General features: G+C 59.2%; 34 protein-coding genes. 29 read left to right on the top strand and 5 right to left on the bottom strand.

Annotated features, from left to right (window positions below; all coding sequences use genetic code 11):
* A partial coding sequence (locus tag RTX98_RS07085; RefSeq protein WP_312795591.1) for a bifunctional enoyl-CoA hydratase/phosphate acetyltransferase occupies positions 1-814 on the bottom strand: 814 nt, incomplete at its 3' end.
* A 419-nt stretch (positions 815-1233) separates the two neighbouring features.
* On the opposite strand from RTX98_RS07085, the gene RTX98_RS07080 reads away from it, so the two are divergent.
* Positions 1234-2403: a tyrosine-type recombinase/integrase gene (locus RTX98_RS07080; RefSeq protein ID WP_312795589.1), complete on the top strand. Its 1170-nt coding sequence runs from the start codon at positions 1234-1236 to the stop codon at positions 2401-2403.
* On the opposite strand, the gene RTX98_RS07075 is transcribed toward RTX98_RS07080, so the two are convergent.
* Complete coding sequence (locus tag RTX98_RS07075) at positions 2400-2915, bottom strand: hypothetical protein (protein ID WP_312795588.1); 516 nt, start codon at positions 2913-2915, stop codon at positions 2400-2402. The two genes, RTX98_RS07080 and RTX98_RS07075, sit on opposite strands and share 4 nt — an antisense overlap.
* A 103-nt stretch (positions 2916-3018) precedes the next feature.
* Here RTX98_RS07075 and RTX98_RS07070 point away from each other — a divergent pair, with 103 nt between their 5' ends.
* From RTX98_RS07070 to RTX98_RS07010, 13 genes are all read left to right on the top strand, one after another.
* A complete protein-coding gene (locus RTX98_RS07070; protein WP_312795587.1) occupies positions 3019-3216 on the top strand; it encodes a helix-turn-helix transcriptional regulator in 198 nt (65 codons plus the stop codon).
* Positions 3217-3302: 86 nt separating this feature from the next.
* Positions 3303-3614: a hypothetical protein gene (locus RTX98_RS07065; protein WP_312795585.1), complete on the top strand. Its 312-nt coding sequence runs from the start codon at positions 3303-3305 to the stop codon at positions 3612-3614.
* Complete coding sequence (locus RTX98_RS07060; RefSeq protein ID WP_312795583.1) at positions 3611-3814, top strand: hypothetical protein; 204 nt, start codon at positions 3611-3613, stop codon at positions 3812-3814. The genes RTX98_RS07065 and RTX98_RS07060 overlap by 4 nt, the downstream gene beginning before the upstream one ends.
* A complete protein-coding gene (locus RTX98_RS07055) occupies positions 3811-4014 on the top strand; it encodes a hypothetical protein (RefSeq protein WP_312795581.1) in 204 nt (67 codons plus the stop codon). Before RTX98_RS07060 ends, RTX98_RS07055 begins: the two co-directional genes overlap by 4 nt.
* Positions 4011-4400 (top strand): hypothetical protein, encoded by a 390-nt coding sequence (locus RTX98_RS07050; protein ID WP_312795579.1) that lies wholly within the window; start codon positions 4011-4013, stop codon positions 4398-4400. The genes RTX98_RS07055 and RTX98_RS07050 overlap by 4 nt, the downstream gene beginning before the upstream one ends.
* A complete protein-coding gene (locus tag RTX98_RS07045) occupies positions 4400-4606 on the top strand; it encodes a hypothetical protein (protein WP_312795578.1) in 207 nt (68 codons plus the stop codon). The genes RTX98_RS07050 and RTX98_RS07045 overlap by 1 nt, the downstream gene beginning before the upstream one ends.
* Before the next feature lies 1 nt (position 4607).
* A complete protein-coding gene (locus RTX98_RS07040; RefSeq protein ID WP_312795577.1) occupies positions 4608-5363 on the top strand; it encodes a DnaT-like ssDNA-binding domain-containing protein in 756 nt (251 codons plus the stop codon).
* Positions 5363-7111 (top strand): bifunctional DNA primase/helicase, encoded by a 1749-nt coding sequence (locus RTX98_RS07035; RefSeq protein WP_312795575.1) that lies wholly within the window; start codon positions 5363-5365, stop codon positions 7109-7111. The genes RTX98_RS07040 and RTX98_RS07035 overlap by 1 nt, the downstream gene beginning before the upstream one ends.
* Positions 7108-7446 carry a hypothetical protein gene (locus RTX98_RS07030; RefSeq protein WP_312795574.1) on the top strand — a complete coding sequence of 113 codons (339 nt, stop codon included), beginning with the start codon at positions 7108-7110 and terminating at the stop codon, positions 7444-7446. The genes RTX98_RS07035 and RTX98_RS07030 overlap by 4 nt, the downstream gene beginning before the upstream one ends.
* Positions 7443-7952, top strand: a complete 510-nt coding sequence (locus tag RTX98_RS07025) for a hypothetical protein (RefSeq protein WP_312795572.1) — start codon at positions 7443-7445, stop codon at positions 7950-7952. Before RTX98_RS07030 ends, RTX98_RS07025 begins: the two co-directional genes overlap by 4 nt.
* A gap of 36 nt (positions 7953-7988) precedes the next feature.
* Positions 7989-8207 (top strand): hypothetical protein, encoded by a 219-nt coding sequence (locus RTX98_RS07020; RefSeq protein WP_312795571.1) that lies wholly within the window; start codon positions 7989-7991, stop codon positions 8205-8207.
* A gap of 227 nt (positions 8208-8434) precedes the next feature.
* Positions 8435-9298: a DUF4747 family protein gene (locus RTX98_RS07015; RefSeq protein WP_312795569.1), complete on the top strand. Its 864-nt coding sequence runs from the start codon at positions 8435-8437 to the stop codon at positions 9296-9298.
* A 12-nt stretch (positions 9299-9310) separates the two neighbouring features.
* The gene (locus tag RTX98_RS07010; protein WP_312795567.1) at positions 9311-9874 is read left to right on the top strand and encodes a hypothetical protein; all 564 of its coding nucleotides are present in this window, start codon (positions 9311-9313) and stop codon (positions 9872-9874) included.
* Between the two features lie 103 nt (positions 9875-9977).
* Here RTX98_RS07010 and RTX98_RS07005 read toward each other — a convergent pair whose 3' ends face one another.
* The 3 genes from RTX98_RS07005 to RTX98_RS06995 form a co-directional block, all read right to left on the bottom strand.
* Positions 9978-10271 (bottom strand): hypothetical protein, encoded by a 294-nt coding sequence (locus RTX98_RS07005; RefSeq protein WP_312795566.1) that lies wholly within the window; start codon positions 10269-10271, stop codon positions 9978-9980.
* A gap of 393 nt (positions 10272-10664) precedes the next feature.
* The gene (locus tag RTX98_RS07000; protein ID WP_312795564.1) at positions 10665-11114 is read right to left on the bottom strand and encodes a hypothetical protein; all 450 of its coding nucleotides are present in this window, start codon (positions 11112-11114) and stop codon (positions 10665-10667) included.
* A 238-nt stretch (positions 11115-11352) separates the two neighbouring features.
* The gene (locus tag RTX98_RS06995; protein ID WP_312795563.1) at positions 11353-11571 is read right to left on the bottom strand and encodes a hypothetical protein; all 219 of its coding nucleotides are present in this window, start codon (positions 11569-11571) and stop codon (positions 11353-11355) included.
* Positions 11572-11792: 221 nt separating this feature from the next.
* Here RTX98_RS06995 and RTX98_RS06990 point away from each other — a divergent pair, with 221 nt between their 5' ends.
* The 15 genes from RTX98_RS06990 to RTX98_RS06920 all read left to right on the top strand — a co-directional run bounded on the left by RTX98_RS06990 (position 11793) and on the right by RTX98_RS06920 (position 25365).
* Positions 11793-12206 (top strand): phage terminase small subunit P27 family, encoded by a 414-nt coding sequence (locus RTX98_RS06990; protein ID WP_312795562.1) that lies wholly within the window; start codon positions 11793-11795, stop codon positions 12204-12206.
* Positions 12175-13878, top strand: a complete 1704-nt coding sequence (locus RTX98_RS06985) for a terminase large subunit (RefSeq protein ID WP_312795561.1) — start codon at positions 12175-12177, stop codon at positions 13876-13878. The genes RTX98_RS06990 and RTX98_RS06985 overlap by 32 nt, the downstream gene beginning before the upstream one ends.
* 5 nt (positions 13879-13883) lie before the next feature.
* Positions 13884-15170 carry a phage portal protein gene (locus tag RTX98_RS06980; protein WP_312795560.1) on the top strand — a complete coding sequence of 429 codons (1287 nt, stop codon included), beginning with the start codon at positions 13884-13886 and terminating at the stop codon, positions 15168-15170.
* A complete protein-coding gene (locus tag RTX98_RS06975; protein ID WP_312795559.1) occupies positions 15157-16050 on the top strand; it encodes a head maturation protease, ClpP-related in 894 nt (297 codons plus the stop codon). Before RTX98_RS06980 ends, RTX98_RS06975 begins: the two co-directional genes overlap by 14 nt.
* A gap of 14 nt (positions 16051-16064) precedes the next feature.
* On the top strand, positions 16065-17309 hold the full coding sequence (locus RTX98_RS06970) for a phage major capsid protein (RefSeq protein WP_312795557.1): 1245 nt from the start codon (positions 16065-16067) through the stop codon (positions 17307-17309).
* A gap of 68 nt (positions 17310-17377) precedes the next feature.
* Positions 17378-17749, top strand: coding sequence for a hypothetical protein (locus tag RTX98_RS06965; RefSeq protein ID WP_312795556.1), 372 nt, complete (start codon positions 17378-17380; stop codon positions 17747-17749).
* A gap of 8 nt (positions 17750-17757) precedes the next feature.
* Positions 17758-18378: a hypothetical protein gene (locus RTX98_RS06960; RefSeq protein ID WP_312795555.1), complete on the top strand. Its 621-nt coding sequence runs from the start codon at positions 17758-17760 to the stop codon at positions 18376-18378.
* Positions 18375-18686, top strand: coding sequence for a hypothetical protein (locus RTX98_RS06955; protein WP_312795554.1), 312 nt, complete (start codon positions 18375-18377; stop codon positions 18684-18686). Before RTX98_RS06960 ends, RTX98_RS06955 begins: the two co-directional genes overlap by 4 nt.
* The gene (locus RTX98_RS06950; protein ID WP_312795552.1) at positions 18686-19327 is read left to right on the top strand and encodes a hypothetical protein; all 642 of its coding nucleotides are present in this window, start codon (positions 18686-18688) and stop codon (positions 19325-19327) included. Before RTX98_RS06955 ends, RTX98_RS06950 begins: the two co-directional genes overlap by 1 nt.
* Positions 19327-19740 carry a phage tail terminator-like protein gene (locus tag RTX98_RS06945; protein WP_312795551.1) on the top strand — a complete coding sequence of 138 codons (414 nt, stop codon included), beginning with the start codon at positions 19327-19329 and terminating at the stop codon, positions 19738-19740. Before RTX98_RS06950 ends, RTX98_RS06945 begins: the two co-directional genes overlap by 1 nt.
* A 29-nt stretch (positions 19741-19769) precedes the next feature.
* Complete coding sequence (locus RTX98_RS06940; protein ID WP_312795550.1) at positions 19770-20702, top strand: phage tail tube protein; 933 nt, start codon at positions 19770-19772, stop codon at positions 20700-20702.
* Complete coding sequence (locus RTX98_RS06935) at positions 20699-20893, top strand: hypothetical protein (RefSeq protein WP_312795549.1); 195 nt, start codon at positions 20699-20701, stop codon at positions 20891-20893. The genes RTX98_RS06940 and RTX98_RS06935 overlap by 4 nt, the downstream gene beginning before the upstream one ends.
* A 70-nt stretch (positions 20894-20963) precedes the next feature.
* On the top strand, positions 20964-21377 hold the full coding sequence (locus tag RTX98_RS06930; RefSeq protein WP_312795548.1) for a hypothetical protein: 414 nt from the start codon (positions 20964-20966) through the stop codon (positions 21375-21377).
* An 80-nt stretch (positions 21378-21457) separates the two neighbouring features.
* The gene (locus RTX98_RS06925) at positions 21458-21706 is read left to right on the top strand and encodes a hypothetical protein (protein ID WP_312795546.1); all 249 of its coding nucleotides are present in this window, start codon (positions 21458-21460) and stop codon (positions 21704-21706) included.
* Between the two features lie 23 nt (positions 21707-21729).
* Positions 21730-25365 carry a phage tail tip lysozyme gene (locus tag RTX98_RS06920; RefSeq protein ID WP_312795544.1) on the top strand — a complete coding sequence of 1212 codons (3636 nt, stop codon included), beginning with the start codon at positions 21730-21732 and terminating at the stop codon, positions 25363-25365.
* The last annotated feature ends 3 nt before the right edge of the window (positions 25366-25368 follow it).

Here is a 25368-nt window from a genome sequence, read left to right as displayed (position 1 = left end):
AGGTCAACTGTTTCGCCAGCATGTTGCCGGCCTCGATGTTGGGCACGACCAGGATTTCGGCGCGGCCCGCCACCGGCGAGATGATGCCCTTTTCCGCCGCTGCCGCTTCGCTGACGGCATTGTCGAAGGCGAGCGGCCCGTCGAGCAATCCGCCTTCGATCTGGCCGCGATCGGCCATCTTGCACAGCGCTGCCGCATCCAGCGTCGAACGCATAGCAGGGTTGACGACCTCAACGGCCGACAGGATCGCGACCTTGGGCAGCTCCAAGCCGAGCACACGCGCAAGGTCGATCGCGTTGCGGATGATGTCGGCTTTCACCGCCAGATCCGGCTCGATATTGATGGCCGCATCGGTAATGATCAGCGGCGTCGGATAGCCCACCACATCCATGATATAGGCGTGGCTGATGCGCCGCTCGGTGCGCAAACCGGTGGCCGATGGCACGACGGCGCCGAGCAGTTCGTCCGTATGCAGCGAGCCCTTCATCAACAGGCCGGCCTTGCCCGCCCGCACCAGTTCCACCGCCTTGGTTGCGGAATCATGGCTGTGAAGCGCGTCCACCAGAGGAAAGGCGGAAACGTCGCGCCCGGCTTCCTGCGCCGCAGCCTCGATACGATCGCGCGGACCAACCAGGATCGGCAGGATCAAGCCCTCGTCGACAGCTTCAACCGCGGCATTGATGGCGGCGGCGCTGCAGGGATGGGCAATCGCCGTCAACACCGGCTCGCCGCCGCGCGTCGCTTCGATCAAACGGCGAAAACGATCATGCTCGCCGGGCTGGCCATAAAGCGCCTCATTGTCAAAATTCCGCATCCGTCCGCCAATTCTCTTCAAGAAGTCCGTCATCACAAAAGGCTCCCGCCAACCGCGCTCATGCAGCAGCAGCTTTACCTTCCAGGCAACCCTATAAAGGCGAAGGGCGGTGCAACGATGATGACAAATCGTCCGCATCATGGCTCAAGCGCCCGTTCTCGCACAACGAGGCATCCCAGCGCAGAGACGAACGCACGTTGTCTTGCAGACTATCGGAAGGAAAAGTGGTGCGGGTGGTCTGCATCTTATTGTAATTGCAGCATGTTTCACCGGTTATCAATTCGTATCAGACCCCGTGAAGGCTCTTGATCTTCCTGTTTCGTTCTGTTTCACGGTTTCTCACCGAATAGCGTCCAACCGCGCGCCGGAAGGTGGTTTAGCGGGTGGGTTAGATCATCGTGAGAAAAAGGTGGACAGAGATGCCGGCCATGAACCGCCTAAGTGCAAGGGCAGTCGCTACGCTTGGGTTCGGCAAGTACGCCGATGGCGCCGGCCTCTGGTTGCATAAGCGAGAGGACGGAGGCGGGCAATGGTTTCTTCGCTACACGATCCACGGGCGACGGCGGGAGATGGGCCTGGGCTCATCGCTTGAAGTGACCCTGAAAGAAGCGCGCGAGGCCGCTACGGAATACCGTGCCCAAGTCCGAGCCAACAAGGATCCAATCAAGGAGCGCGAACGCATCCGACGCGAAGCCGACCACAATCGAAACCTTCTTAAGGACATCGCTGCCGATGCCTTCGAGGCTCGCAAAGCGCAGTTGAAGGGTGACGGGATGGCGGGCCGGTGGTTCTCGCCGATCGAGCAGCATGTCCTTCCGAAACTCGGCAAGATGCCAGTAACGGAGATCAACCAGCGCGACGTGCGCGATGTCATGACACCGATCTGGCACACCAAGGCTGACACGGCGATGAAGGCGATGCAGCGCCTGCGGATAGTTCTGCAGCATGCGGCGGCTCTCGGCCTAGACGTGGATCTTCAGGCCGTCGACAAGGCGCGCGCGCTGCTCGGGCAACAGCGGCATAAGGCCAAGAACATCCCTGCGCTGCACTGGAAAGAGGTTCCTGCCTTCTACCGCTCACTTGACGAGGGTTCGGTGACGCACCTGGCGCTTCGTTTGCTGATCTTGACAGGCGCCCGATCTGGACCGCTGCGCAACATTCGCGAGGATCAGATCGACGGCGATGTCTGGACGATCCCAGCCGAGGCGATGAAAGGGGCGAAAGACAAGACCAACGAGTTTCGCATTCCGCTGTCCACCGAAGCGCTGAAGGTCATCGACCTTGCGCGTGCGCATGCACGTGAGGGCTACCTATTCCCGAGCGTTCGCAAAGGCGTCATCTCCGACATGACGATGGGCATGTTCATGCAGCGCCGGAAGATGGAAGCCCGGCCACACGGCTTTCGTTCAAGCCTGCGCGACTGGCTGGCCGAAGAGACAGAGGCGCCTTACGAAGTCGCCGAAACGATGCTCGGACATATTGTTGGCGGATCCGTAGAGCGCGCCTATCGGCGAACTGACTACCTGGAACAACGCAGAAAGTTGATCGAGCGGTGGGCTACGCTAATGGCAGGCGATGTGCGCGACTAAGTCAGTTTCAGAGGTTTATCAAGGCGTCGCTTCAACCTTTCACTCAGATCAAGAATTCGTTTCTTCCGATCCTCTTCCCCCTTTCGGTCTTCCTTTGTCATTTCTTCGAGACGCTCCCACGAGGAAACCAAGCTCTCTATCAGCTTGTTTGGATCCATTGTTTTGGCTGTCGAATCTGGGTTTAGCATCAATAGCAGTGTTTTGAGATCATCCGGCAAGTCTTCTCCCACAACGTCTCGAAAGCGTTCAATGGTGTGCCTCATGAGACTGATTGTATGAGCTAACTGCCGGTATTCCTCCACCTCACGCTGCGACCTTGCCAAGTTATCTTTCATGGTTTCCATGAAAAGCTCCGAGAGCTCCTTATACCCCTCAATTTCCTCAAAACTGCTTTCCAGTCGCTCTACGATTTCCGCGTTCAGCGACTTTTCGCCAGCAGCTTCTTGGACACGGGCATAAAGGTCCGACGGTACCCGGATCGTGTATCGGACATAATCATCTTGCTTAGCCATGGATGCACTTTGCACTAAAATGGTGAAAAACTACAGCTGCCTCATTGCGCACTAATTTGGTGCATGCTACCGCTTATCACTAAATTGGTGAACAGGAGGTTACATGCATTCTCAAATCGCTGACCCGCTTCTTCGAGCGCAAGAAGTCGCTGATCTGCTTAAAGTCAGCATTCCCACAATCTACAGGCGCATGGCCGATGGGTCTTTGCCAAAGCCGGTCAAGCTCGGTGCCGTAGCTCGTTGGCCTCAGTCGGAGATCATAGCTGCGGTGAAAGCAGCCGGCGAGAGAAGGACTGTCTGATGTCCTCGCCACAAAAGAAAGGCCCGGCAAGCGTTGGCGCGCTTCCAGGCCCTGTATCCAGAAACCCCACTACAGGAAACCAGAACATGCAGACGCATAGCACAGCGCCGGCCGATCCGGCAACCGCACACATCGATGCTTCCCTCCAACGAGCGATCATCCAAGCAAAGGCAGACTGGTACACTTACCTCGTCGCCAGCTGGGATGAAGATAATGGGATGCCCTACCCGCACGCATCCCGCCTAGTTCTTGAAGACTGGACAAGGCCAGCCGCCGATCATGTCGAGGCTATTATGGCTCTAAGCTTGGCCCTGGAACAGTACGCCATCGGCGACACACCGGTTATCCCGTCGATGATTAAGGCGGCACTCGGCTTTCTGGAAAGGCAAGCGTCATGAGCGCCCAGTGGAAAGTTGGCGATCTCGACGCTGATCTGAACCGCCTGAACGCGCTTCTCGAAGTGATCTGCGAGATCCAGTTTGATCTGGCTATAGGTGAAGCCGACCGCCGTGTGGACAGCCTCCTCTGGGTCGCCCGCGAAATGTCTAAGGGCGTCATGCATCACCTCGATGCTCATGGGTTCGAGGCCGCGTCATGAGCGAGAACAAACCTGACGTTCTCGACATCGAAGACATGCTCGATGAGGCCAAGCAGAAGGCCGAGCTTCTTTTCCTAGCTAGTCACGGCCTATCTGTGCGCGAGGAAATGAACGCGTTTGCTCACGGTGTTGCTCTGCTGATGGAGCAAATCGAAGAGACAAAGCTCGCTGTCGCCGGACTTCGGGAGCTTCAAGCATGAGCTCCCTGCAAGCCCTTTTCCAAGCCCATACGGCAGCCATTGCCGCATGGGATGCGATCCCTGACGACGAGTGGGACCAACAGGATGTTGCCCTCGGCAGGGTCATAGACCTGACCCGTGATGCTTTGCTCCTTCATCGTCCGATGACTCTAGCCGAGGTCGCTGAAAAGGCGGCCTACATGGCGACAACTCGCAGCTTCTGCGATTGGGACGATTTTCCGGCAGCCCGCCTGATCCATGCTCTGACACCGATCGTCACGACCTGCACCCAAGACGGGACATGGTTAGCGCGGTGTCCCTGCACCGGTCTTGTTGCCTCTGGTGCCACGCTTGATGAAGCCGTCGCTGAGTTGCAGCGCATTCTAGCCATCAGGAGCGCTGGTTGATGGTCGATCTGGAACAAGCCAACCGCGATGCGTTCGAAACCTACAAGGAGGCGAAAGCTAAGCTCGATGTGACGATGAAGTTCGAAGACGCGATGGTCGCCAAGCGTGCGTACTGGCGCTTCCTGCACATCTTGGATGAGCATTGCCCTGGAACGAACGTTATTCCGCTTCGCCGGCCGAACACAAACATCGGAGGCGCAGCTTAACATGCCCTCTGCAAAGGCTCGCCGGATAGATTACTCTCCGGATGAATACATTGCCGGTGTCGGCGGCGTTTTGAACGCTGCCGAACAGGGCGTCTATTGGATGATCTGCTCTCTGATCATGTCGGAGGGAGGGGCTGTCACTCAGAACGATCGTAGGTTCGCGGGCCTCTGCCTGGTACGTCCTGCGGAGATCAGAAAGCTTGTCGATCGCCTCGTTGAAATGGGGAAACTCTGTCGGTCAAGTGACGGTAAACTGTCACAGAAGCGCGCATTAAGTGAGGTCGAAAAGTCTCTAAAGCGTATCTCGACCGCATCCGAAAACGGTTCGAACGGTGGACGGCCAAACCGGAAAACGCAATCAAATCAACAAAATCCCAAAGCGGGCGGTTCTCCTGACGAAAAACTATCACTAACTACCAACTATCAACCACCAACCACCAACATAGAAAAAGAAGCACCAAGCGGTGCTTCCAAAAAGCGCGCCTCTCGCCTTTCGGATGATTGGACCCCCAGCGCCAAGCTGATCGAATGGGCTCAGGGTGAAAACCTTCCCGCTGGCGAGGTCAGACGAGAGGCGGACAAGTTCCGCGATCATTGGCATTCGTCCAGCGGCAGGAACGCGGCCAAGCTGGATTGGGACAAGGCATTCCAAAACTGGATTCGCAACTCGGTCGATGGGCGTAAGCCTCGTGGCAAGCGAGCCGACCGTGACGCGTCCGGCGATCTCACCAACGATTTCATGTTTGCGAGGGGCTAATGCACGACACGCGCAGCGCTCTTGCCGAACATGGCATCCGTCTCCGTGACGATCGGACGGGCAGCCACAAGACGACGTGCCCGAACTGCTCCAGCACTAGGCGCAAGAAGAACGACCCGTGCCTGTCGGTGACCATCGAAGCCGACAGGCGCGCAGTCTGGAACTGCCATCATTGCGCTTGGTCCGGCTCGACCGGCGGCGAAGGATATCGGCCAGCGATTGAGCGTCGGACTTATCGAAAGCCAACCCGTCCAAATGAGACACCTCGGCCCGAGACGCTGGCGGCATGGTTTGCGAAGCGCGCGATCTCTCAAGCTGTTGTCGAGAAGTTCGGCATCTACAAAACCCGGCAGTGGTTTCCCCAGACCGACCGCGAAGAGGATTGCATCGCGTTCCCGTATGAATGGGACGGTGAGTTGCGGAACGTGAAGTATCGCACGGCCGACAAGAACTTCCGGCAGGAAAAGGACCCGGAACCCGTGTTTTTCAATGCCGACAGCATCGCCGCGGATCAAGACCTGATCATCTGCGAAGGCGAAATCGACGTCATGGCGATGGCGCAGGCCGGGTTCGAGCGTGTCGTCTCGCTGCCGAATGGTGCGCCCTCAGGCCCTGAAACAAGCGATAAGCGCTATGAGCCTTTCGGCACCCATTGGGATGCGATCATGAAGGTTCGGCGTGTCTTGATCGCCACCGACATGGATGCACCTGGCGAGATGCTAGCGCAGGAGATCGCGCGCCGCGTTGGCAAGGATCGATGCTTTCGAGTGAAGTTCCCGAGGCAGAACGATGTTCAGTCCAAAGACGCCAACGAGTGCCTGATCGACCACGGCGCGGATGTTCTTCGCGAGTGCGTCCAGCTTGCCGAGCCATGGCCAATCGACGGCCTCCACGAGGTCGAAGACTTCGCGATGGAAGTCATGGATCTCTACGAGGGCAAAGGTCCGCAGCCACTTTCAACTGGCTTCTTGGAGATCGATAAATCGTTTCGCTACATCCCCGGCCAGTTCATTGCGGTCACCGGTATTCCGAACCACGGCAAGTCCCGGTGGCTCGATCAGGTCATGGTGCAGACCGCACGCCTCCGGGACGAAAAGTGGGCGATGTTCTCGCCTGAAACCGGTGAAGGCAACCACATCGCCGACCTGTGCGAGATCTGGGTTGGTGCCCCGTTCTTTGATGGCCCTAACCTGCGCATGTCGAGCCAAGACGTGTCGGCAGCCATGGCGTGGCTCAACCAGCGCATCTACTTCCTGGGCGCCGTCGAGCATACGCCGTCGATCGACTGGCTTCTGGAGCGAGCCCGCGCCGCGGTCATCCGCTACGGCGTCACGAACATCGTCATCGATCCGTACAACGAGCTCGAAGCGTCCAGACCAGACAAGCAGACAGAAACTGAGTTCGTTTCGCAGCTGATTTCGAAGTGCAAGAAGTTCGCCAAGCACCACGGCTGCACGGTCTGGATGATCATCCATCCGATCAAGTTGCGCGCGTCTGAAGACGGCAAGGACCCGGTTCCCGGCCTCTACGATCTGGCTGGCAGCGCCCATTGGCGGAACAAGGCGGATGCCGGGATCGTCGTTTATCGCGACTACGACAAGGACTGCACCTTCGTCATCTCCAAGAAGATCAGGCGACAGCCCATTTGCGGGCGTCCAGGCACGGTGAAGCTCGAGTTTGTCGGTGCTGATCGCCGTTTTCAAGCTATTCCAGACAGCTATCAGCCACTCGGGAGTGGAAGCAAATGAGCGAGACCTTCGTCGCGGTGCTGCACGCAAACAGCATCCATAATGCCCGCACCTATCCGACCTTTGGACAGAAGCTCCACGAAGCTGCGCGCGAATTGCGTGGAAGGCCGGCTGATCCGCAACCTTTCACAACGTACACTTCCTATGCCGCTACGGTTTCTTGGATCGTCGGCAAGGACGTGAGCGAAGCGAAGCAGGTTTATGTCGTAACTGAACATGCTGGCCGGCGGATCTACGCAGACTTCGCTGCAAGGCAGTCAGACCTAGATGCACTGGTCGATGTGCTTCGGGGGCATGGCTACACTTGCCGTCGGACCTCGGGAGACCGCGCATGAGCACCGCGAAACAAAGAGCCGAAGAAGATCGGCGCGTTCGCAAGTTGGTCGCTCATGACGGCGGCAAGGAAGGTGCGCGCGCCACCGTAGTTCGAACAAAGTTGTCCGGCGGGCGATCGGGTAAGCAGATCATGCGCGCAAAGCCTGGCACTTTCGAATGGCGATATGGCCGTCAAAAGCAGGACGCCCTCTTCCACGCCGGCAGCCACCTTGCCCAACTATGGGAGCGTGCTGGCATCGCCATCGCATCATCGGCCGACTTCCTTCGCGGTACATCGTCCGGCTACGCCACCGGCATTGGTGATGGCCGCGTAGCAGCGCTCGACAAGCTCGAAGGCTTCCGCGCGGCTATGGGCATAAAGGCTTCGGAACGGTTGATCGACTATTGCGTGATTGGCTTGACCTCGACCGAAATCGCGCAAAAGAATAGCACCAAGGATCGCGATATGGCCCCGGTTTTACACCAGGATCTGCGTGACTGTGCATCGCACTTTAGGTTCTTGTGAAACGCCTCAAGGCTGCAACGATGAGAAAGAAAGCGAATGTCAAAGGTCAGCAAAGAAGACTACGAACACCTCGACTTGTATGTACAAAAAGTCTTGCAACGGGCTGGCATTGCAGATGACCGGATGGCCGAGGCTACCGAAGCGCTTATGCACCCGATCACCGCTCTCGTGGACGATGGTCCGGGGTCCCAAGAATTTATCCCCTATATGAAGATGCGGCTGCGCCAATGGATTGGACCTGACGCTGGCCGATAGCGCGTTGACCTCCAACACGCGCCCTTACCTATTTCTCGTTCGAGCACTGCGCCGGAACCCGCCCTCGAGCCGCGGGTTTTTGTTTTAGGGCCGGCTCGAAACCGCAATTGCAAGGTCTTTGCAGTTCTTTCGCACCGGCTCCACAATTTTCTTGTCTATCGTCTCGTTTGCGGTCTCGACTCCTAGCCCGTTTTACTTCTTTTCTGCGGCCGGGAGATAAGACGCAGATGGCTAGAAAGATTAAGATGTCGGTGGGAGTGCTCAACATAGCGCTGCACCCGCATTCTCCAGAACTTTATGCGAAGTTCCTTCGTACGATATTCGATAACCGCGTTGTGGCTAAGCTCTCTGGCGATCGCTATGGGATGATCTCACTTCTTGATGAGCGAGAAAAGGACTCGGGACGTGTGTCAGGGATAGTGACCACGTTCGTTCAAATCGAAGCCGATGGCGATTGGTTCGACACCAAAAGTCTGAATACCGCCACCGCAGATCAGGTTTCACAGATCAACATTCCGCCAAACTTGAAAGCCAACTCGGCGACATACTACTTCGAGTTTGACCTTAAAAAACATCGACTCTACTACCAGAACTACTCGAAGGGACGCTGGATCACGGCAGCTTCAGCAGCACGCCTTTTTAGCGGTTTCGCCGACGATATCACGGTCTTCCTGGAGGTGGGATCGCCGAAGATTTCAATCGTTCAAGAAACAGAGGCCTTAGATCGCATCCTCTCGTTGCCGAAACTGACCGAGATCAAGATCACGCTGCTTCGGCCAAACCCTGACATCCTAGACGATGACTTCGAGGATAAAATCGAGGCTAACCTCGCCGCGTCGCACAGTCGCTCTTTAACGTTGATCTACAATGCCGAGCCCGGCCAGTCCCTGGTTGCCACTGAAGAGATTCGTCGCGCTGGAACGGCGGCTATCGAAATCGGAAAGGTTGAAGTTAAAGGCCGCGATGAAACGGGTGCGGTTCAGAAATCAACGGAACAATTTCCTCTGGTAAAGCAGACGACATACGATCCCGACGCAACAACCGAGCGTAATGCCTTCTTTGCTCTTTTACGGAATATGTTCCTAGGGTAGAATGGGCGAACCATGCTGAACCAGCTTCGCACTTTCGTCCGCTTCCTACGCAAATATTTCAAGGCGTATGGTGGGTGGGGTGCAGTGTTTGGCTCCCCGCTCTTCATTGTAGCCGTTCTAGTCACCGGCCTGAACTTTCCGAACTGGTCAGATAGAAGCTGGGTAGCACTCGCTCAGTCGATCATCCCCTCGCTTCTTGGCTTTTCCTTGGGGACGTATGCGATCCTGTTCAGCATCATTAGCGCCCGACTAAAGGGAGCTTTACGGACGACAAAGGCCGGTCATGGCTACGCTTACCTTGAAGTCATAAACGCGACCTTCTTCCACTTTATTTTCGTCCAGGTCATAGCGCTACTCTGGTCGTTGCTGGCTACAGGAGACGGGATCTACCAGCTATCGTATTTCATTGGGCAGCAATTCTCCTGGAACGTTGGCGTCTTTCGAACCTTGCGCCTGATCGGTCTCGGGGCCGGGTACTTATTGCTTGTCTACTCGCTGGTGCTGGTGATCAGCGCTTCTTTGGTGATCTACCGTTTGGCGCTTTTACGTGATCCAGCCGAAAGCCAAGATCGTTAGCTCAGATCCAAGATCCTTCCGTTTCGCCTACGAAACCATTTGACCTTCAACGCGAAACCTCGTATCAGATCGTTACGCGCAGAACTGCGTCATGAACCCGCCCTCACCCGGCGGGTTTTTGTTTGGCAGGCTGGTCGAGACCGAACCTAGCTTCGTCTTCACGGTCTTGCTCAAGCGCACACTGAAATCGCTCTTCGTCGTTCATCGGCTTGCTCAAAACCGGCAGGATGTGGTTCTGCCAAACGGCGACCTGCCCACCTATCAGCGAACCGACACCCCGATCAGCCACCTGCAGCGCTACGCCGTAAGACGGCGTGCCTTCCTCGAAGTACCCGGCTTCAATGAAATGGTGGATCCTCTCATGAAGTGGATCGTGCATGCTGTCGGTGTCGGTCACGGCTTTGCTCCCGTCGTTGCTTCCGTGAAGTTCTACGCATTCGGCATCACGATCAAGAACCAAGGTCGATGACCGACCGAGATTGCGGCAGCCTAACGCCACCAGCCGTAGTGGACACCGCACTCCCATACGGCGCTGATGATGGTGAGCAAAGCGGCGGTTTGAATTAGAAAATCCGTCATGATCGTGGCCCTCATTTACGTAGAGCCACCATCTCACGCCAACAGTTGGCGCCAACAACCGCTATGACCGAACGGTTGAAGCCGAGTTGGCTGGCTGTCTCGGTGTCGAAGTTTGTGGTTAGATCGACAATCGGCCCGGCCAGCTTTAAGCGGCAGCCGAGCCATTCCGCTTCTGTAGCGTACGTGATCGCGGACTACACGATGGCAAATTTCAGCGAGCAGGCGGGTTGGACTTCAGCCAGTCGTTGGTACCGGACTTGGCGCCAGAGAAGTGATGGACCTTGGTAAGCTCGCTGACCCACAGCGCGTCATTGTTGTCCATGAAGCCCCTGAAATGATCATGGACCTGTTTGGCTGTGTTGTCCAAATTCACCAACCAAGCCGAGTATTGGTATTTGTGCGCTTTCAGCCTCTTCAATTCATCAATGAGAGGTTTGTAGTCAGCCGAAGTCTCTTCCTTGTTGAGATCGTATGTAAGAGTGAAGATCGTCAAAGTTTTTCCTCCTCGATGTTGAAAACAAGCAAGGTAATGAAAGGTGGCGCGTGGCGGCAATCGAGACCAAAGGCGAGTATGCCGCAGCGACCTCCCGTCCACCGTCCGCCCGGTCAGGGTGACCGGCAACAGCAGCGTCGCAAATACGACCGTGCCCGCGACCAGCAAGACTGGCGCGCATGGTACAAGACAGCGGCATGGCAAAGGCGTCGAGCCGAACAACTAGCCGCCGAACCCCTGTGCGCGATCTGCAAGGCAGCAGGCAGGATCACGGCAGCATCGATTGCCGATCATCCAATACCCCATAGAGGGGACTACGACCTGTTCTGGCGGCAGAAGCTGCAATCCCTATGCGACCAAGCACCATGGCGGTGCCATTCCAGCGAGAAGCAGCGGCAGGAGGCTGTTAGCGCTTTCCACGACGGAAGGTAACCACTCCGTGCTTCAGGTCGGCATCGGCAAGGTAGCCGGCTGCCTGCCACGCTTTGCACTGGACGTGATTTGTCGTGTCCACATCCTCGTTGTTCCACCATGCGGCGTAGATCCGAGCAGACGAAGGCATGGACGCTACCAGATCAGCCAGTTCATCGAAGGTCATCACCACGCGATCGGCCGATTGCCTCATCAGGTGGTCTCTCCAAGGATCATAGATAGGCATTCTAACTGCTGCCCTCCACCATACCACAGTCAGGCAGGGGGGGGTCGAAAGTCCAGAGATCTGAGGGCCTAGACCGGCTGGGGGTGAAACTTCCACGCCGTCAAAATGAAAGACATTTTCCGATGGTTGGACGCAAGAAGACGCCTGATCACCTGAAGGTGGTTGCGGGCACGGATCGGCCCGACCGAATGAACCCGGATGCGCCGGTTCCCGACGAGGCTTTGCCCGACGCTCCGGAGTGGTTGTCCACTCGCGGCGCCGAACTGTTCGACCAGCTCGCCGCCGTCATCACGCCGATGGGTATTGGCTCTGCATCCGACGCCGCGATGCTGGCGCTGGCTGCTTCCAGGCTCGAAGAGGTCGAGATCTGCACGGCGATGATCGAGGACGGCGGGCGAACCTTCGTCAGCAACATCGAATACGACAATGACGGCCGCGTGGTGTCTCAGCAGATCAAGGGCCACCCGGCAGTCGCGCAACGAAGCGAGGCCATGCGCCACGCGCAGTCGCTCCTCTCGGAGTTCGGGCTGTCGCCGGCGGCGCGGTCAAAGGTCTCGGTGACCAAGAAGAATGAAGCAAACCCCTTCGCGGCGCTCGGCTGAGAACCCGCATGTCGAAGCAGGCAACCGCTACGCTCGACAGGTAGTCGCTGGCAAAGTCCCTGCGGGCAAGTGGGTGATCTTCGCCTGCAAGCGTCACCTGGACAATCTGGAGGCAAGCAAGCGCGCCGACTATCCATACCGGTTCGATGCTAAGACGGCAGAGAAGTGGTGCAAGTTCATCGAGCTTCTGCCCCACACGAAAGGCGAGTGGGCACGTAAGGGCGAAACGTTGCGGCTTGAGCCGTGGCAGTGCTTCAAGACGATCTGCCTTATGGGCTGGCTGCGGAAGCAGGACGGCCTGCGGCGGTATCGCAAGGCGCTGATCCTGGAGCCGCGGAAGAACGCGAAGTCGACGTGGGCGGCCGGCATTGGCTTGGGCATGCTGACGATCGACGGCGAACACGGCGCCGAGGTGTATTCCGGCGCGACTACTGAAAAGCAGGCGTGGGAAGTATTCAAGCCGGCGCGGTTGATGGCGCAGAAGTCGCCGGCGCTGCTGGCTCACTTCGGCGTTTCGGTGAACGCGAAGAACATCCACCGCCTGGGCGACGGGTCGAAGTTCGAGCCGCTGATTGGTGATCCTGGCGATGGTGCCTCGCCATCGTGCGCGATCGTGGACGAATACCACGAGCATGACACTGACCGGATGGTCGACACAATGGAAACCGGCATGGGTGCGCGTGAACAGCCGCTCCTGCTGATCATCACCACGGCTGGCGACAACCTGGCCGGGCCTTGCTACGCGATGCTGCAGGATGCAGAAAAGGTGCTGGAAGGCGTCATCGAGAACGATGAGTTCTTCGCGCTGATCTACACCTGCGATCCCGAGGACGACTGGACGTCGGACGCGGCACTGCGCAAGGCAAACCCGAACTACGATGTTTCGGTCAAAGGCGAGTTCCTGCGGGCACGCCAGCGCGACGCGTTACAGAACGCCCGCAAGGTCGGCGTATTTAAAACGAAGCATTTGAATCAATGGGTGCAGGCCCGCGACGCCTATTTCGACGTCCAGAAGTGGAAAGAGAGCGCCCGGTCGACGCTCAAACTGGAAGACTTCAAGGGGCAACGTTGCCGGGTCGGGATCGACTTGGCGTCAACGATCGACATTGCAGCCGTCGAAATCACGTTCGAACATGAAGGCGGCTATGCTCGCTTCGGCCGCTATTACCTGCCCGAGGCGACGATAGAACTACCGGAAAACCAGCATTACCGAGGCTGGCGCGAGTCCAAGTGGATCACGCAGACCGACGGCGACATGATCGACTATGTCACCATTCGCGATGATCTGCTGCAGCTGCGCGACGATGGCTATCTGGTCGACGAGATCGCGTTCGATCCGCACCAGGCGCACATGATGATGGCCGAGCTGCGCGATGAAGGCATGCAGACGATCGAGGTGCGGCCGCTGGTGCTGAACTTCTCGCCTGCAATGAAGCAGATGGACGGGCTGATCCGGTCCCGAAAGATCGCGCACAACGGCGATCCCGTTTTTACATGGATGCTGTCCAATGTCGTCGCCAAACCTGATGCGAAAGACAACGTCTATCCGCGCAAGAACCGCGCTGAGAACAAGATTGACGGTCCGATCGCGCACATGATGGCGCTGGCTCGATGGATGGCCAACGAAGACGCGTCGTCGGTCTATGACAAACGCGGCCTGCTGACGGTGTGAGGCGGATGGGCATTCTAGACTTCTTCCGCACTTCATCGCCATCTGAGCAGGTGCAAGCGCCTATTGTCGCTTCCGGCTCGCCCGAAGTGATGGCGTACTCCCTGGATGATCCGGCTCTGATCGAGTTCCTACGTTATGGCGAGGAAGCGATTACCGGCCAGACCGTCAACGTCGAGCGGGCGCTTCGCAATCCGTCGATGTTTCGAGCAGTAAGCCTGATCTCGAATGCCATCGGCATGTTGCCCACACATGTGATCGACACAACGAACAAGGAGAAGCTGCCGGAGCATCCACTGTTCCGGATCCTGCACCGCAAACCCAACGGCTGGCAATCTGCATTCGACTTCAAGTCGCTCATGCAGCTTCGAGCGCTCACCAAAGGTGACGCTTACGCGCGGATCATTCGGAGCCTTGACGTTCGCACTGGTCGCCAAAGGATCACCCAGCTGGTGCCTATGGACCCGGACCAAGTCACGCCGATCATGAATGCGGACTGGACTGTCAGCTATGACTACCAGCCTAAGCATGGCGCGCGGCAGCATCTGCGTCCCGACGAGGTATTCCACCTCCGCGGTTTGTCCATGGACGGCTTGCGGGGCATCTCGCTGGTCAAACAGGCTCGCGATGCTGTTGCCGTTGCTTTGGCTGCGGAGTTGGCGGCCGGCAGGTTATTCAAGAACGGCGTCATCGGCGGGACCGGGCTGAAGCATCCGACCAAGATGAGCGATGATGCTCACCGCCGGTTAAAGGAGAGCCTTGCAGAGCACGAAGGTGCAGAGAACGCCGGCAAGACGCTGATTTTCGAGGAAGGCCTGGATTGGGCAAAGGCGGGGACGAGCTCGGCCCGCGACATCCAGTTGGTCGAGTTGCGGAAGCTTCAAGTCGAGGAGATCGCACGCATCACGGGCGTGCCTCGCCCGCTGCTCATGGTTGATGAAACCAGCTGGGGTTCTGGCATCGAGGCGCTCGGTCAGTTCTTTGTCGCTTACGCGCTCAACCCTTGGTTCGAAGCATGGCAGCAGGCTGCCGAACGCTCGCTTCTCACCGAAGAAGAGCAAGGTTCGATCGCGGTCAAGTTTAATGCCGGCGCCCTTCTCCGGGGCTCGCTCAAGGATCAAGCCGACTACCTCGCCAAGGCGCTTGGCGCCGGCGGACATCAGCCCTGGATGTGGGCCGATGAGGCGCGCGATACGATGGACATGCCGAAACGAGACACGCCGCCAAACACGATGATGGGCCACAATGGCGGACCGGCCCTCGACGACAAGGAACCTGGCAATGCGTCAGCATAGTCGCTTCTACGCAAAGATGCCGGCGATCGAGGAGACGTTCTCCCGGCCGCAGGGCTTCAAGTACGAGCCCGATCAGCCGCTCGCCAGCTCGTTTCGCGCTCGCTCGGGCGTCGAGGCCGGAGACAGTCCCACGATCAGCATGTTCGACTTCATCGGTGATGAGGGCTTCTCGGATGCCCGCATGGCGGCGGCGCTGCGCACGATCGGCGCGGACACCGACGTCACGCTGGAAATCAACTCGCCCGGAGGCGACTATTTTCAGGGGGTGGCCATTTTTAACATGCTAGCGCGGCATCGCGGCAGGGTAACGGTTCACATCATGGGCATCGCGGCATCGGCCGCCTCGCTGGTGGCCATGGCCGCTGACCGCATCCTGATCCCTGCCAATGCTGAAATCATGATCCACAAGGCTTGGGGCATCACCGTCGGCAACGACGAGGACCACAAGTCAGCCATCGACACGCTGAAGCATCTCGATAACGCTATGGCAGAAACCTACGCCAAGCGTGCCGGGCGCGAGCCCGCCGAGATGCTGCGGATGATGGCCAAGAATGGCGGTGACGGCACCTATCTTCGCGGCCAAGCCGCGATTGACATGGGGCTGGCTGATGCCTTGCTCGATGCGAAAGCTCAAGCACCGGTGTATGCCGATGCAACCGACGATCTGCCTCAATCGCTTCGCGGCTGGGACAAGAAACTCGCCGAGGGTGGAAAGCTCACAAAAGCCGAGCGGCGCACCCTCTACAATGAAATTCGCGGTACGCAGGACGCTACCGCAATCGGCATGCAGGACGCTGCCGCATCCGCCACGCAAGACGCTGGCGTTCTCGCGAGCCTTCAGGTGCTCGCTTCTACCCTGACCCCGAATACCAATCTCTGATCAAGGAGTTTGCCATGAGCAAGCATATGAACCCGCGTCAGCGCGGGCTGGTCGCTGTGCGCGCTGAGACGCCAAGCGACATGAAGGCGGCCATCGAGGCCGTGAACCGTGGCTTCGAGGCTTTCAAGGCCGAACACACCAAGCAGCTTGACGACCTGAAGAAGGGCAAGGCCGATGTCGTGCTCGACGAGAAGGTCGAGCGCATCAACGCTTCGGTGGGCGAGCTGCAGACCAACGTGCAGAAGGCGATCGACGACATGAGCGTCAAGATTGCCGCTGCCGGCCTTGCGGAAGGCGTGATCGGCGATCTGCCTGCCAATCCGGAATATGTGTCTGCCTTCAAGGCGCACATGCGCAAGGGCGAGGTGCAGGCGTCCATGTCGATCGGCACCGCTGTTGATGGCGGCTACCTCGCTCCTGTGGAGTGGGATCGAACCATCACGAGCAAGCTGAAGGAAACATCGCCGATCCGCGCCAATGCCAAGGTGCAGAGCATTACCGGGCCTGCCTTCTCCAAGCTGTTCACCGACCGCGCCGTCGGCTCCGGCTGGGTTGGCGAAACCGCAACCCGACCGGCAACATCCACGCCGCAGTTCGGGCCGCTTCCGTTCTCGATCGGTGAGATCTACGCGTTTCCGCAGATTACACAGACGCTGCTCGACGATGCTGCGATCAACCTGGAAGACTGGCTGGCCGGCGAAGTGGATGGCGAGTTCGGTCGTCAGGAAAACATCGCGTTCCTTGCGGGCGACGGCGTGAACAAGCCGCATGGCATCCTGACGTACGTCGAGGGCGGTGCGAACGCCGCTCGTCACCCTTGGGGTGCGATCAAGGTGGTGTCGACCGGTTCGGCCGGCAAGCTGACAGCAGACAGCTTCGTCGACCTTTTCTATTCGGTCCCGACAGGCCTGCGCACTGGCGCCAAGCTGTTCACCAACAGGCTGTCGCAGGGCGCAATGCGCAAGCTGAAGGATGGACAGGGAAACTACCTGTGGCAGCCGACAATGGCCGCTGGTCAGCCAGCTACCCTGGCCGGTGAAAGCATCGTCGAGGTGCCGGATATGCCTGACGTAGCAGCCGGCAACATCGCCGCGCTCTACGGCAACATGGAAGAGACGTACCTCGTCATCGATCGCGTTGGCATTCGCGTGCTGCGTGATGCCCTGACGAACAAGCCTTACGTCGGCTTCTACACCACCAAGCGCGTCGGCGGTGGCGTGCAGAACCCGGAGCCCATGCGCGCCCTCAAGGTCGCCTAACCGCCAATCCCAGCAACGGCGGCGGGCATTCGCCCGCTGTCACTTCATCGCGAACATAGGAGGGCCAGATGGCCGACAAAGAAACGCTTATTCGCAGCGCGGAAGTCCTCGTTGATGGCGACCAGGCCGGTGAGAAGGCGAACATTGCACCAGCGACCGACTTCAACCCGTCCGGCGCTCCGGCGCAGACATCGGATATCGATGCCGATCATCCGGCCGTCGATAACGACCCGCGCGCCGGAACGACGGTGAAGCAGAACCAGATCGACTTCAATGATCCGCGTCCTGACAAGGGCTCGGAAGCCGTCGCCAAGGCGCTGACCGAACAGGGCGTGCCCACGAAGGTGGTTGAGGGCGGCAAGCCTGCTGATCCGCTTGACCACGATGGTGACGGCAAGAAGGGCGGAAGCAAGCCCAAGTCCGACGGCACCGACAAGTAAACCGAACGATGAACCTCCGCGTCATCAAGCCACCGGCTCCCATCGTGGAGCCGATGGACATCCTTGGCGGTCACGAGCCTGATGATCGCGCCGTCAGGCGCATGATCGCTGCGGCAACGCGGACGATCGACGGGCCTAACGGCTGGTTGAAGCGGTGTCTCGGTCCGCAGACGTTGGAATTGTCGATGGACCGCTGGTGCGGGCAAAATCATCGCCTGCCCTGCGGACCGGTGATCAAGATCGTCAGCGTCAACTATCTCGACGGAGAAGGCGGTCAACAAAGCGTCGCTGACGGAAACTGGCGGCTGTGTGACGACCGGATATGGTTCGGTTGCAACTTCTCTCGGCCAGCCCTCGGAGCGTGGCCCGGCGTTGTGCGGATCCGGTATGAGGCCGGCTACAATGGCGACGGAGAAGGCAAGACGGGGGAGATCCCGCCGGAAGCCATCCAAGCCGTCATTTTGCTGGCACAGCACCTGAAAGCGACGGGAGCCGAGAACCTGTTTGTCGCATCCGAAGAGGTCGAGGGCGTCGGATCGCAGCGTTTCGTTGTCAGCGACCAGGCCGATGCATTGGTGAAGCGCGCCGTCGATAGCCTGCTAAACGGCTTGCGGGTGATCTCGCTATGACGCCCGCCTGTGCAATCCAGATGCTTGAGCGGCAGCTCGCCACGCATGGGCAGAACGTGACGCTGAAGCTCGCCGGCGGCGATGTTGAGGCGCGCGCATTTGTTAGAGGCATGAAGCCCGACGAGTTGACGGGTGATCTCAAGCAGAATGATCGAAAGGTGACGCTTTCACCATCCGGTCGGACAAAGGAGATTGCTGCGCTCGACACGGTCGTCATCGCCGGCCGCGACTGCATGGTCGAGTTCGATCCGGATGTCGTGCTTCTGAATGACCAGCCGGTTCGCATCAACCTCGTGGTGCGCGGCTGATGGCGGCCCGTGTCACCCCCTTCGAACGTGAGCTAAAGCTTGCGACAGTCGATATGAAGCCGGAAGCGATCAACAAGGCGCTGGCTGCCTTCGCGCGCCGCTCCCTCGCCGACGTTCTTTCGGCCGGCGCATCGCCGAGCTATGAGCGCATCGTCAACGGTCGCATCGGCGCAACCGAGGAGAGTGTCCAAGCACCCGGCCCGATCGTTTACGAGTTCTCGAACTGGCCGCTCGTTGTCGGCACCGCATTGGATGAACTGAAGGCGCGCAGCCCTCGCCGGTCCGGCCGGTATCAGTCCTCTTTCCTGGTGATCGTCGGCGGGCGAACCGTCGTCACGGACTTTTCGAAGATCCGCGCGAACGCCGAGGTCATCATCCTCAACGCGCAGCCCTACACCCGGAAGATCGAGGTCGGTGCGATGCGTATGAGCGTGCCAGAGCAGCATTTCGAGTTTGCTCGCGCGGCGCTTTCGCGACGGTTCGGCAAGGCGTTCCGGATCGAGCGCAAGTTCGTCAACGTGCCGACCGGCATTCATCCCCTAATGCCATATCGGCTGAAGGGTCGACGGAGCCGGGACAAAATCAGTCGCCGCGACGGCTTGCTCACCTACCCTGCCCTCGTGATCAACCCGGTGTCCTGATGTCAGCTGTTGCAACCTATGAGGCCGTGAAGGTCTACCTGGAGGCGAACTGGACCGACACGCCGCTGGTGTTCGAGAACGACAAGTCGCAGCTACCAGCGCAGGCCGCCGCCTTCGTTTATGTCGAGGTCTTCGGGAACAGCTTTTCGCAGGAGTCGATCGGCGATCCTGGCCATAACGTCTGGCGCGAGCGCGGCCAGATCATGCTGCACGTCATGACAAAGCGCGCATCCGGAAGCCGGGAAGCACGTGTGATTGCTGACAGCCTGGCTGCGTTGTTCCGCGAGATCGGACCGGAAGGATTCGACATCACCGAAATGTCCCTTGGCGCCGGCGAGCCTGGCGAAGGCGACGGCAATTATTGGCGTTACTCGCTGGTGATCCCGTTCGAACGGGATGACATCCCCGCCTAACCTACCCACAACCCAGACAGGAGAGAACGATGGGCATTGCCGCCGCGTCGAGCACCCGCCTTGCGTATGTCGCTGAGACCGCGCCCGGCGTCATCCCCGCTACGCCGACCTTCAAGACGGCGCGTTACACCAGCGAGACCATCCGCCTCGCCAAGCAGACGATGCAGTCTGACGAGATCACCGGCAATCGCAACGTCACGGACATCGCTGATGTCGGCCGCGCCGTCGAAGGTGCGATCAACACCGAGATCTCCTACGGCACCTTTGATGAATGGCTTGCGGGGCTGCTTGCCGGGGATTGGAACAACGATGTTCTCAAGAACGGCAATGTCGACAAGACGTTCGCCTTCGAAAAGACCTTCGCGACTGGCGCGCCCGGCACCTTCACGCGCTATCGCGGATGCCGCTTCAATACGCTCGACCTGACACTTGCCGCGCGGCAGAAGGTGACGGGATCGTGGGGTATCATGGGTGTCGGGAGCCCAAACCCGGGTATCGCGATCTTCGACGGCGCCACATACGGCGCGCAGACCACAACGCCGATCCTCAATGCCGCAACCAATGTAGCGAACCTTGCTGTCGGCGGGGTTCCCTCGCCGGTGAAGGTCAATGCGTTGAGCATCCGCGTCACGAACAACCTCTATGCCAACGAAGTGCTTGGCGCCTATGAGGTCGACAGTCACGGGCTCGGGCTGTTCGTCGTGACCGGCACGATGACGGCTTTCTTCGAAAGCAAGGATCTCTATCAGGCGGTCCTCGATCATACGGACGTGTCTCTCGCCTTCACGATCGGCGCTGCTGCGAACAGCAAATACAAGATTGAACTTCCGCGCATGAAGCTCACCGATGGCGGTCCGACCGTTGGCGGTAACGCGCGTTCCGTGATGCTCGAAGTTCCGTTCCAGGCGCTCTACAGCGCTGCGGATCTTGCCACGATGAAGATCACGAGGGCTGTCGCATGAGCAAGAAAGCCGACGACATCACCGTTATCCCGCACGAGGATTTCACGGGCTATCCGCACGGAAAGGAAATGGCTTTCCGCAAAGGCGTGGAAAGCGAACCGATCCCCGCCGACTATGCCGAGCTGCTGCGCGAGAAAGGCCATATCCGGCCGATCAAGACGGCAGAGCAAACCCCTTCCTCCGACGCCTGATTTCGCTAGCGAACGCGGGGCGGCGTGTCGGAGCGCCGCCCCGTACTCTCCGACAAAAGGAACGATTATTATGGACATTCGCAATCTGAAGCGCGACAGCGCGCTTAGCCAGATCGGCACGTGGACGCGCGACATCCCCGGTATGGGCAAACTCGAACTAAAAACCCGTGGCATCAACAGTGACGCTTATCAGGCGGCTATCTCTCGCCTTGGACGTGCCGCGCCTCCGGAAGATCGCGAGCGCGACAACTCCCTGAAGCCGCATGTTGCTGCTCGCATCTCCGGCGAGGCGGCAGCGGAAGCTCTGCTGCTGGATTGGAAGGGCCTGAAGGATGGAGACAATGATGTCCCCTACTCGGCAGAAACTGCCATGCAGTGGCTGCCCGATCCCGATTACAAGCCGTTCCTCGACGCTGTGATTTATGCAGCATCCATCGTAGAGAACGGGCGTGCTTCGGTTGAGGACGCTTTAGCGGGAAACTGATCACCGCTCTTTCGTGGAGCCTAGAATGGGGCGAGCATGCTGACTGGCTGCTCGATGTCCACGAAGAGAGCGGCGAGCCGTTGCCGCCTGGTCTGGTTGCCCGCGTCGAGCTTCTGCCTGGCGGACACCAGATCCTCGCTGCCTTTTTCGAGCTTTCCACGGATCGGCAGCTGAGTTTCTCGGAAGGTCCGATCCCTTTCACCGCCATCGATGCCTATGCCCGCCGGATGGGCATAGATGGGCTTGACGAGTTCATGCAGCTGCGACGCCTGATCCGCACTCTGGATGCAAGTTACCTGAAGCGGCCGAAGGCCGCCGACCCCTCCTGACGCAATATCCGAAGGCCATCACCATGACTGACGTGTCGGCTTTGCGCGTTCTTCGCGTTCAGGCGGAAATGGACGCCGCCACCTATCAGGCTGGTGCAGCCGGCAAAGTGGCGGCTGATGATGCCATGGTCGCAAGCGGCAAGCGCGTCGAAAATGCCGTTGTCCAGACCGACACCACGATCAGTTCATCCGAGAACGCCGTGGCACGTCTGTCTCGCCGTTACATCGAAGGTTTCGCCGCGCAGGAAAGTTTCGGTCGCGGGTTAGCCCAAATCGATCGCGGCCTTGCGACCGGGCGAATGGGTATGGATCAGGCTTCCCTACTCATAGCCGGTATGACGCAGCGTCTCGGCCAACACGCAAATGCTTCCGAGTATGCCGCACGTGGGCAACATCAGCTTGCCGCTGCCGTAGCTTCGGCAAATGCTCGCCTTGAAGAGCAAGCCATTGCAGCCAATCGCTCACGAACGGCGCAGCAGATCGCACCACAGCCCGCAAACCAGAATGCGGATGTCGGATCTCCGGCGCAGGGCTTCAACACGGCGAACGTTGCTGCGCAGTTTCAGGATATCGTCGTCACTTCCGCGATGGGGATGTCTCCGCTCCAGATCGCTTTGCAGCAGGGAACGCAGCTGTCGGCCGTCCTCGGCAATCAAGGCGCTGCGGGTGCGGCTCGCACGCTTGGGGCCGCGCTGCTTTCCGTGATCTCGCCGGTTTCTCTCCTGACGATCGGTGCGGTGGCTGCAAGCGCGGCTTTCATCCAGTGGGTATCTTCGGGCTCCAACGGCATCGAAACGCTGGATAAGGCTGCCGCGCGCCATCGTGAAACGTTGGAGGGCATGAAAGGCGCTTATGCGGGCCTGAAGATCGAGGCTCAAAGCTTGGCCGATGTGGGCGGCAGTGAGTTGCTTGTTGCTGTCGGCCGGCAGAACAAAGCGCTCAACGATGCCCTGATGCGGCAACAAGGCAGTGACCTGCTGTCCGGGCTTGGGAGCAATGTGGGCAGCGATGTTAGCTTGGAGCGGCTGACGAAGCTCGATGCTGGTCTCGCAGGGTTTCAGCCTGCGTGGACAAAGCTGCTCGACAGCGTTCGACAGGGTCGAGCTGATTTTGATGGCTTCGATCAAAGCGTCAACGACGCTACGCGCAGTATATTGGCTGCCGCAAACGCCAGTGGGGATTACGGCGCTGGCGCCATGGCCGGATATGGCGAGAACGTCAAGGCGCTTGGTCGGCAGTTGTTTGATGTCGGCGGTAAATTCTCACCCTTCAGCGATCAAATCAGCCGGCTTTCCCTCGGCCTTGCCGAAGGCAACCCAGACCTTGCCGCCTTCAATGATGAGATCGCGCAGATTGGTAAGCAGCCTGGCCTCGAAAAACTGGCGGATGAAGCCATTCTGCTCGGGCAAGAATTGGCGAAGGTCATCGGCTTCACGCGGGAGCTTCAACAGGCGCAAGGCCAGCTTCTCGGCATGGGTCGCGGCGAGTCTTCTGGACGGCAGGAGGAATATAACCGGATGAACAGGGAGTCCCTGTTCTACATGGGCCGCCAGTTTGACGCTGAGTTTGCCAGCATCGGCGCCCGCTCACCGGCCGATCTTGCAGCTGCGGCACGTCGGCGCGAGGAAGCGCGGCCGGTCGATCCTGCAAACGAGAATTATGAGGTTCGCAACCTGCGGATCGAACAGGCTGGGAAAATGGCTCTTGCCCAGGCCGAAAACCAGCTGAAGCTCGCGCAGGAAGATCGGCTGCGTTCTTTGAATGCGACGGTTGATGCGCAGCAACAGGAAGTAGCGCTGATCGGGCAGACTACAGCGGCAGCTGCTCAATTGCGCATGCAGTACGATCTCACCGCACGCTTGCGGGAAGAAGCTGCCCGCAATGGTGTTTCTGCTGATCAATCCGAGATCGATGCCATACGCCAGAAAGCGGCTGCTTATGGGATGGCTGTTGCTCAGCAGGAAGCCTTGTCGACCATTAACTCTCAACGCGACCAGATCGAGTTGGGTCGGATCGAGCTTTCGAACTTGAACCTAATCGGTCCAGCGCGTGAGCGAGCGATGGATGCAGCCAAAGCGGAGATAGACATCCGCAAGATGGGCATTGATGCCTATGGGCAGGAGGCGAGCGCTATCCGCGCCAATGTGTCGGCGCTGTCAGATCTCCGCGAAGCAAAGCTGCGTGCCGATGTCGTCAACGATGTCCGCTTCCAAATCGAACAGATGGGACGCTCCCCAACTGAAGCATCCGTTGCTCGTCAGCTTCAGGGTACTGGCATCGGCATGGATGATCCGATTGCCGGAACGCTGCGCGAAATGGAGCGGGTCAACCGACTGCGCGACAGCACGCGGATGTTCTTCGATGACATGCGGAGTGGCCTGACAAGCGGCGACAGCATCGGTGATGCCATCAAGCAGAGCATCGTGCGCTCGTTGAGCAATGTATCTGACAAGCTTTGGGATCAGGGCATGGAAGCGGTGATGCGCGCTTTCTTCCCGGCCCCGACTGCACCAGCGGCGGCAACCGCGTTCACCCCGACGATCAACGGCTTTGCCAGCATGATGCTCGGCGGCGGGGCGGCGAACCAGAATACGGCTTCCGGTCCAAGCAGCGTCAACTCCCGGACAATGTCGGGATCGGTCGCCGAACAAGCCTGGACCTTCTTCAAGGGCAGGGGGCTCTCGGATGTTGGGGCTGCTGCGATGCTGGGGCAAGCCCATGCGGAAAGCGGTTTCAACCCTAACGCGATCGGCGACAATGGCGCTGCTTTCGGCCTCTTCCAGCATCACGCCGCGCGCGGCGGCGGACGTGCCTTGCTCGGCCAAGGTGTGCAGGGCCAACTTGAGCATGCCTGGCGCGAACTGGAAACGAGTGAACGAGGGACTCTCGCAAAGCTTCAATCCGCAACCAATGTCCGCGACGCGACTAGGGCGGCAATCGGCTTCGAGCGTCCGCAAGGTTGGAGCGCGGCCAATCCTGAAGGGGGACACAACTTTTTGGGCCGGCTTGATGCGACGCAGCAGGCGCTTAGCCGCTTTGGTGGAACAACCGAAGCGGCTTCGAAGGCGCTCGACAAGGTTTCCACCGGTGCGATCGACGCGACCAAGGGGCTCGGCCAGTTGGGCAACAATCTCGTTGGCGCCTTTCCTGCTGCTCCTGCGGCACCCGGCGGCGGGGTCGGTGGCTGGTTGAGCAACCTGTTCGGTGGCGGTGCTACCAGGGCAAGCATGTCCGCGATCTCCCCGATGGCGTCCAGCTACATTTCCGGCGCGGGCGGTGTGATCAAGGGGTTGTTCTCGGAAGGTGGCTACACCGGCGATGGTGGGGTGTTCGATCCGGCTGGTGTTGTTCACCGGGGCGAAGTCGTCTGGTCCCAGCGCGATATCGCGCGGGCTGGCGGTGTCGGCGTCGTGGAAGGCATGCGCCGGAGCGGTGCGCGTCCAAGCGGTGGCCCTGCTTCTGGTCCCGTCGAGGTTCATGTCGTTTCGCGCTTTGAGGCCGATGGCGGCTTCCAGTCGAGCGTCGAACGCGTCGTCGACAAGCGAGCGCCGCAGCACGCACGCCAAGCGGCATCGAATGCAGTTCAAGCAAACAATGACGAGATGCCTCGCTCGGGCTTTGGCTACGCCCAGCGCCGGCACACCGCGATGCGAGGCTGATCG

The organism is Tianweitania sp., from assembly GCF_032053605.1.
Lineage (GTDB): Bacteria > Pseudomonadota > Alphaproteobacteria > Rhizobiales > Rhizobiaceae > Tianweitania.
The sequence above is the reverse complement of the archived record's forward strand: the minus strand, read 5'-3'. Positions and strand labels throughout refer to the sequence as shown.

Coding starts and splice junctions, on each gene's coding strand:
- RTX98_RS07080 (WP_312795589.1), top strand. CDS start 1,234: ATGCCGGCCATGAACCGCCTAAGTGCAAGGGCAGTCGCTACGCTTGGG.
- RTX98_RS07075 (WP_312795588.1), bottom strand. CDS start 2,915: ATGGCTAAGCAAGATGATTATGTCCGATACACGATCCGGGTACCGTCG.
- RTX98_RS07070 (WP_312795587.1), top strand. CDS start 3,019: ATGCATTCTCAAATCGCTGACCCGCTTCTTCGAGCGCAAGAAGTCGCT.
- RTX98_RS07065 (WP_312795585.1), top strand. CDS start 3,303: ATGCAGACGCATAGCACAGCGCCGGCCGATCCGGCAACCGCACACATC.
- RTX98_RS07060 (WP_312795583.1), top strand. CDS start 3,611: ATGAGCGCCCAGTGGAAAGTTGGCGATCTCGACGCTGATCTGAACCGC.
- RTX98_RS07055 (WP_312795581.1), top strand. CDS start 3,811: ATGAGCGAGAACAAACCTGACGTTCTCGACATCGAAGACATGCTCGAT.
- RTX98_RS07050 (WP_312795579.1), top strand. CDS start 4,011: ATGAGCTCCCTGCAAGCCCTTTTCCAAGCCCATACGGCAGCCATTGCC.
- RTX98_RS07045 (WP_312795578.1), top strand. CDS start 4,400: ATGGTCGATCTGGAACAAGCCAACCGCGATGCGTTCGAAACCTACAAG.
- RTX98_RS07040 (WP_312795577.1), top strand. CDS start 4,608: ATGCCCTCTGCAAAGGCTCGCCGGATAGATTACTCTCCGGATGAATAC.
- RTX98_RS07035 (WP_312795575.1), top strand. CDS start 5,363: ATGCACGACACGCGCAGCGCTCTTGCCGAACATGGCATCCGTCTCCGT.
- RTX98_RS07030 (WP_312795574.1), top strand. CDS start 7,108: ATGAGCGAGACCTTCGTCGCGGTGCTGCACGCAAACAGCATCCATAAT.
- RTX98_RS07025 (WP_312795572.1), top strand. CDS start 7,443: ATGAGCACCGCGAAACAAAGAGCCGAAGAAGATCGGCGCGTTCGCAAG.
- RTX98_RS07020 (WP_312795571.1), top strand. CDS start 7,989: ATGTCAAAGGTCAGCAAAGAAGACTACGAACACCTCGACTTGTATGTA.
- RTX98_RS07015 (WP_312795569.1), top strand. CDS start 8,435: ATGGCTAGAAAGATTAAGATGTCGGTGGGAGTGCTCAACATAGCGCTG.
- RTX98_RS07010 (WP_312795567.1), top strand. CDS start 9,311: ATGCTGAACCAGCTTCGCACTTTCGTCCGCTTCCTACGCAAATATTTC.
- RTX98_RS06995 (WP_312795563.1), bottom strand. CDS start 11,571: ATGAGGCAATCGGCCGATCGCGTGGTGATGACCTTCGATGAACTGGCT.
- RTX98_RS06990 (WP_312795562.1), top strand. CDS start 11,793: ATGAACCCGGATGCGCCGGTTCCCGACGAGGCTTTGCCCGACGCTCCG.
- RTX98_RS06985 (WP_312795561.1), top strand. CDS start 12,175: ATGAAGCAAACCCCTTCGCGGCGCTCGGCTGAGAACCCGCATGTCGAA.
- RTX98_RS06980 (WP_312795560.1), top strand. CDS start 13,884: ATGGGCATTCTAGACTTCTTCCGCACTTCATCGCCATCTGAGCAGGTG.
- RTX98_RS06975 (WP_312795559.1), top strand. CDS start 15,157: ATGCGTCAGCATAGTCGCTTCTACGCAAAGATGCCGGCGATCGAGGAG.
- RTX98_RS06970 (WP_312795557.1), top strand. CDS start 16,065: ATGAGCAAGCATATGAACCCGCGTCAGCGCGGGCTGGTCGCTGTGCGC.
- RTX98_RS06965 (WP_312795556.1), top strand. CDS start 17,378: ATGGCCGACAAAGAAACGCTTATTCGCAGCGCGGAAGTCCTCGTTGAT.
- RTX98_RS06960 (WP_312795555.1), top strand. CDS start 17,758: ATGAACCTCCGCGTCATCAAGCCACCGGCTCCCATCGTGGAGCCGATG.
- RTX98_RS06955 (WP_312795554.1), top strand. CDS start 18,375: ATGACGCCCGCCTGTGCAATCCAGATGCTTGAGCGGCAGCTCGCCACG.
- RTX98_RS06950 (WP_312795552.1), top strand. CDS start 18,686: ATGGCGGCCCGTGTCACCCCCTTCGAACGTGAGCTAAAGCTTGCGACA.
- RTX98_RS06945 (WP_312795551.1), top strand. CDS start 19,327: ATGTCAGCTGTTGCAACCTATGAGGCCGTGAAGGTCTACCTGGAGGCG.
- RTX98_RS06940 (WP_312795550.1), top strand. CDS start 19,770: ATGGGCATTGCCGCCGCGTCGAGCACCCGCCTTGCGTATGTCGCTGAG.
- RTX98_RS06935 (WP_312795549.1), top strand. CDS start 20,699: ATGAGCAAGAAAGCCGACGACATCACCGTTATCCCGCACGAGGATTTC.
- RTX98_RS06930 (WP_312795548.1), top strand. CDS start 20,964: ATGGACATTCGCAATCTGAAGCGCGACAGCGCGCTTAGCCAGATCGGC.
- RTX98_RS06920 (WP_312795544.1), top strand. CDS start 21,730: ATGACTGACGTGTCGGCTTTGCGCGTTCTTCGCGTTCAGGCGGAAATG.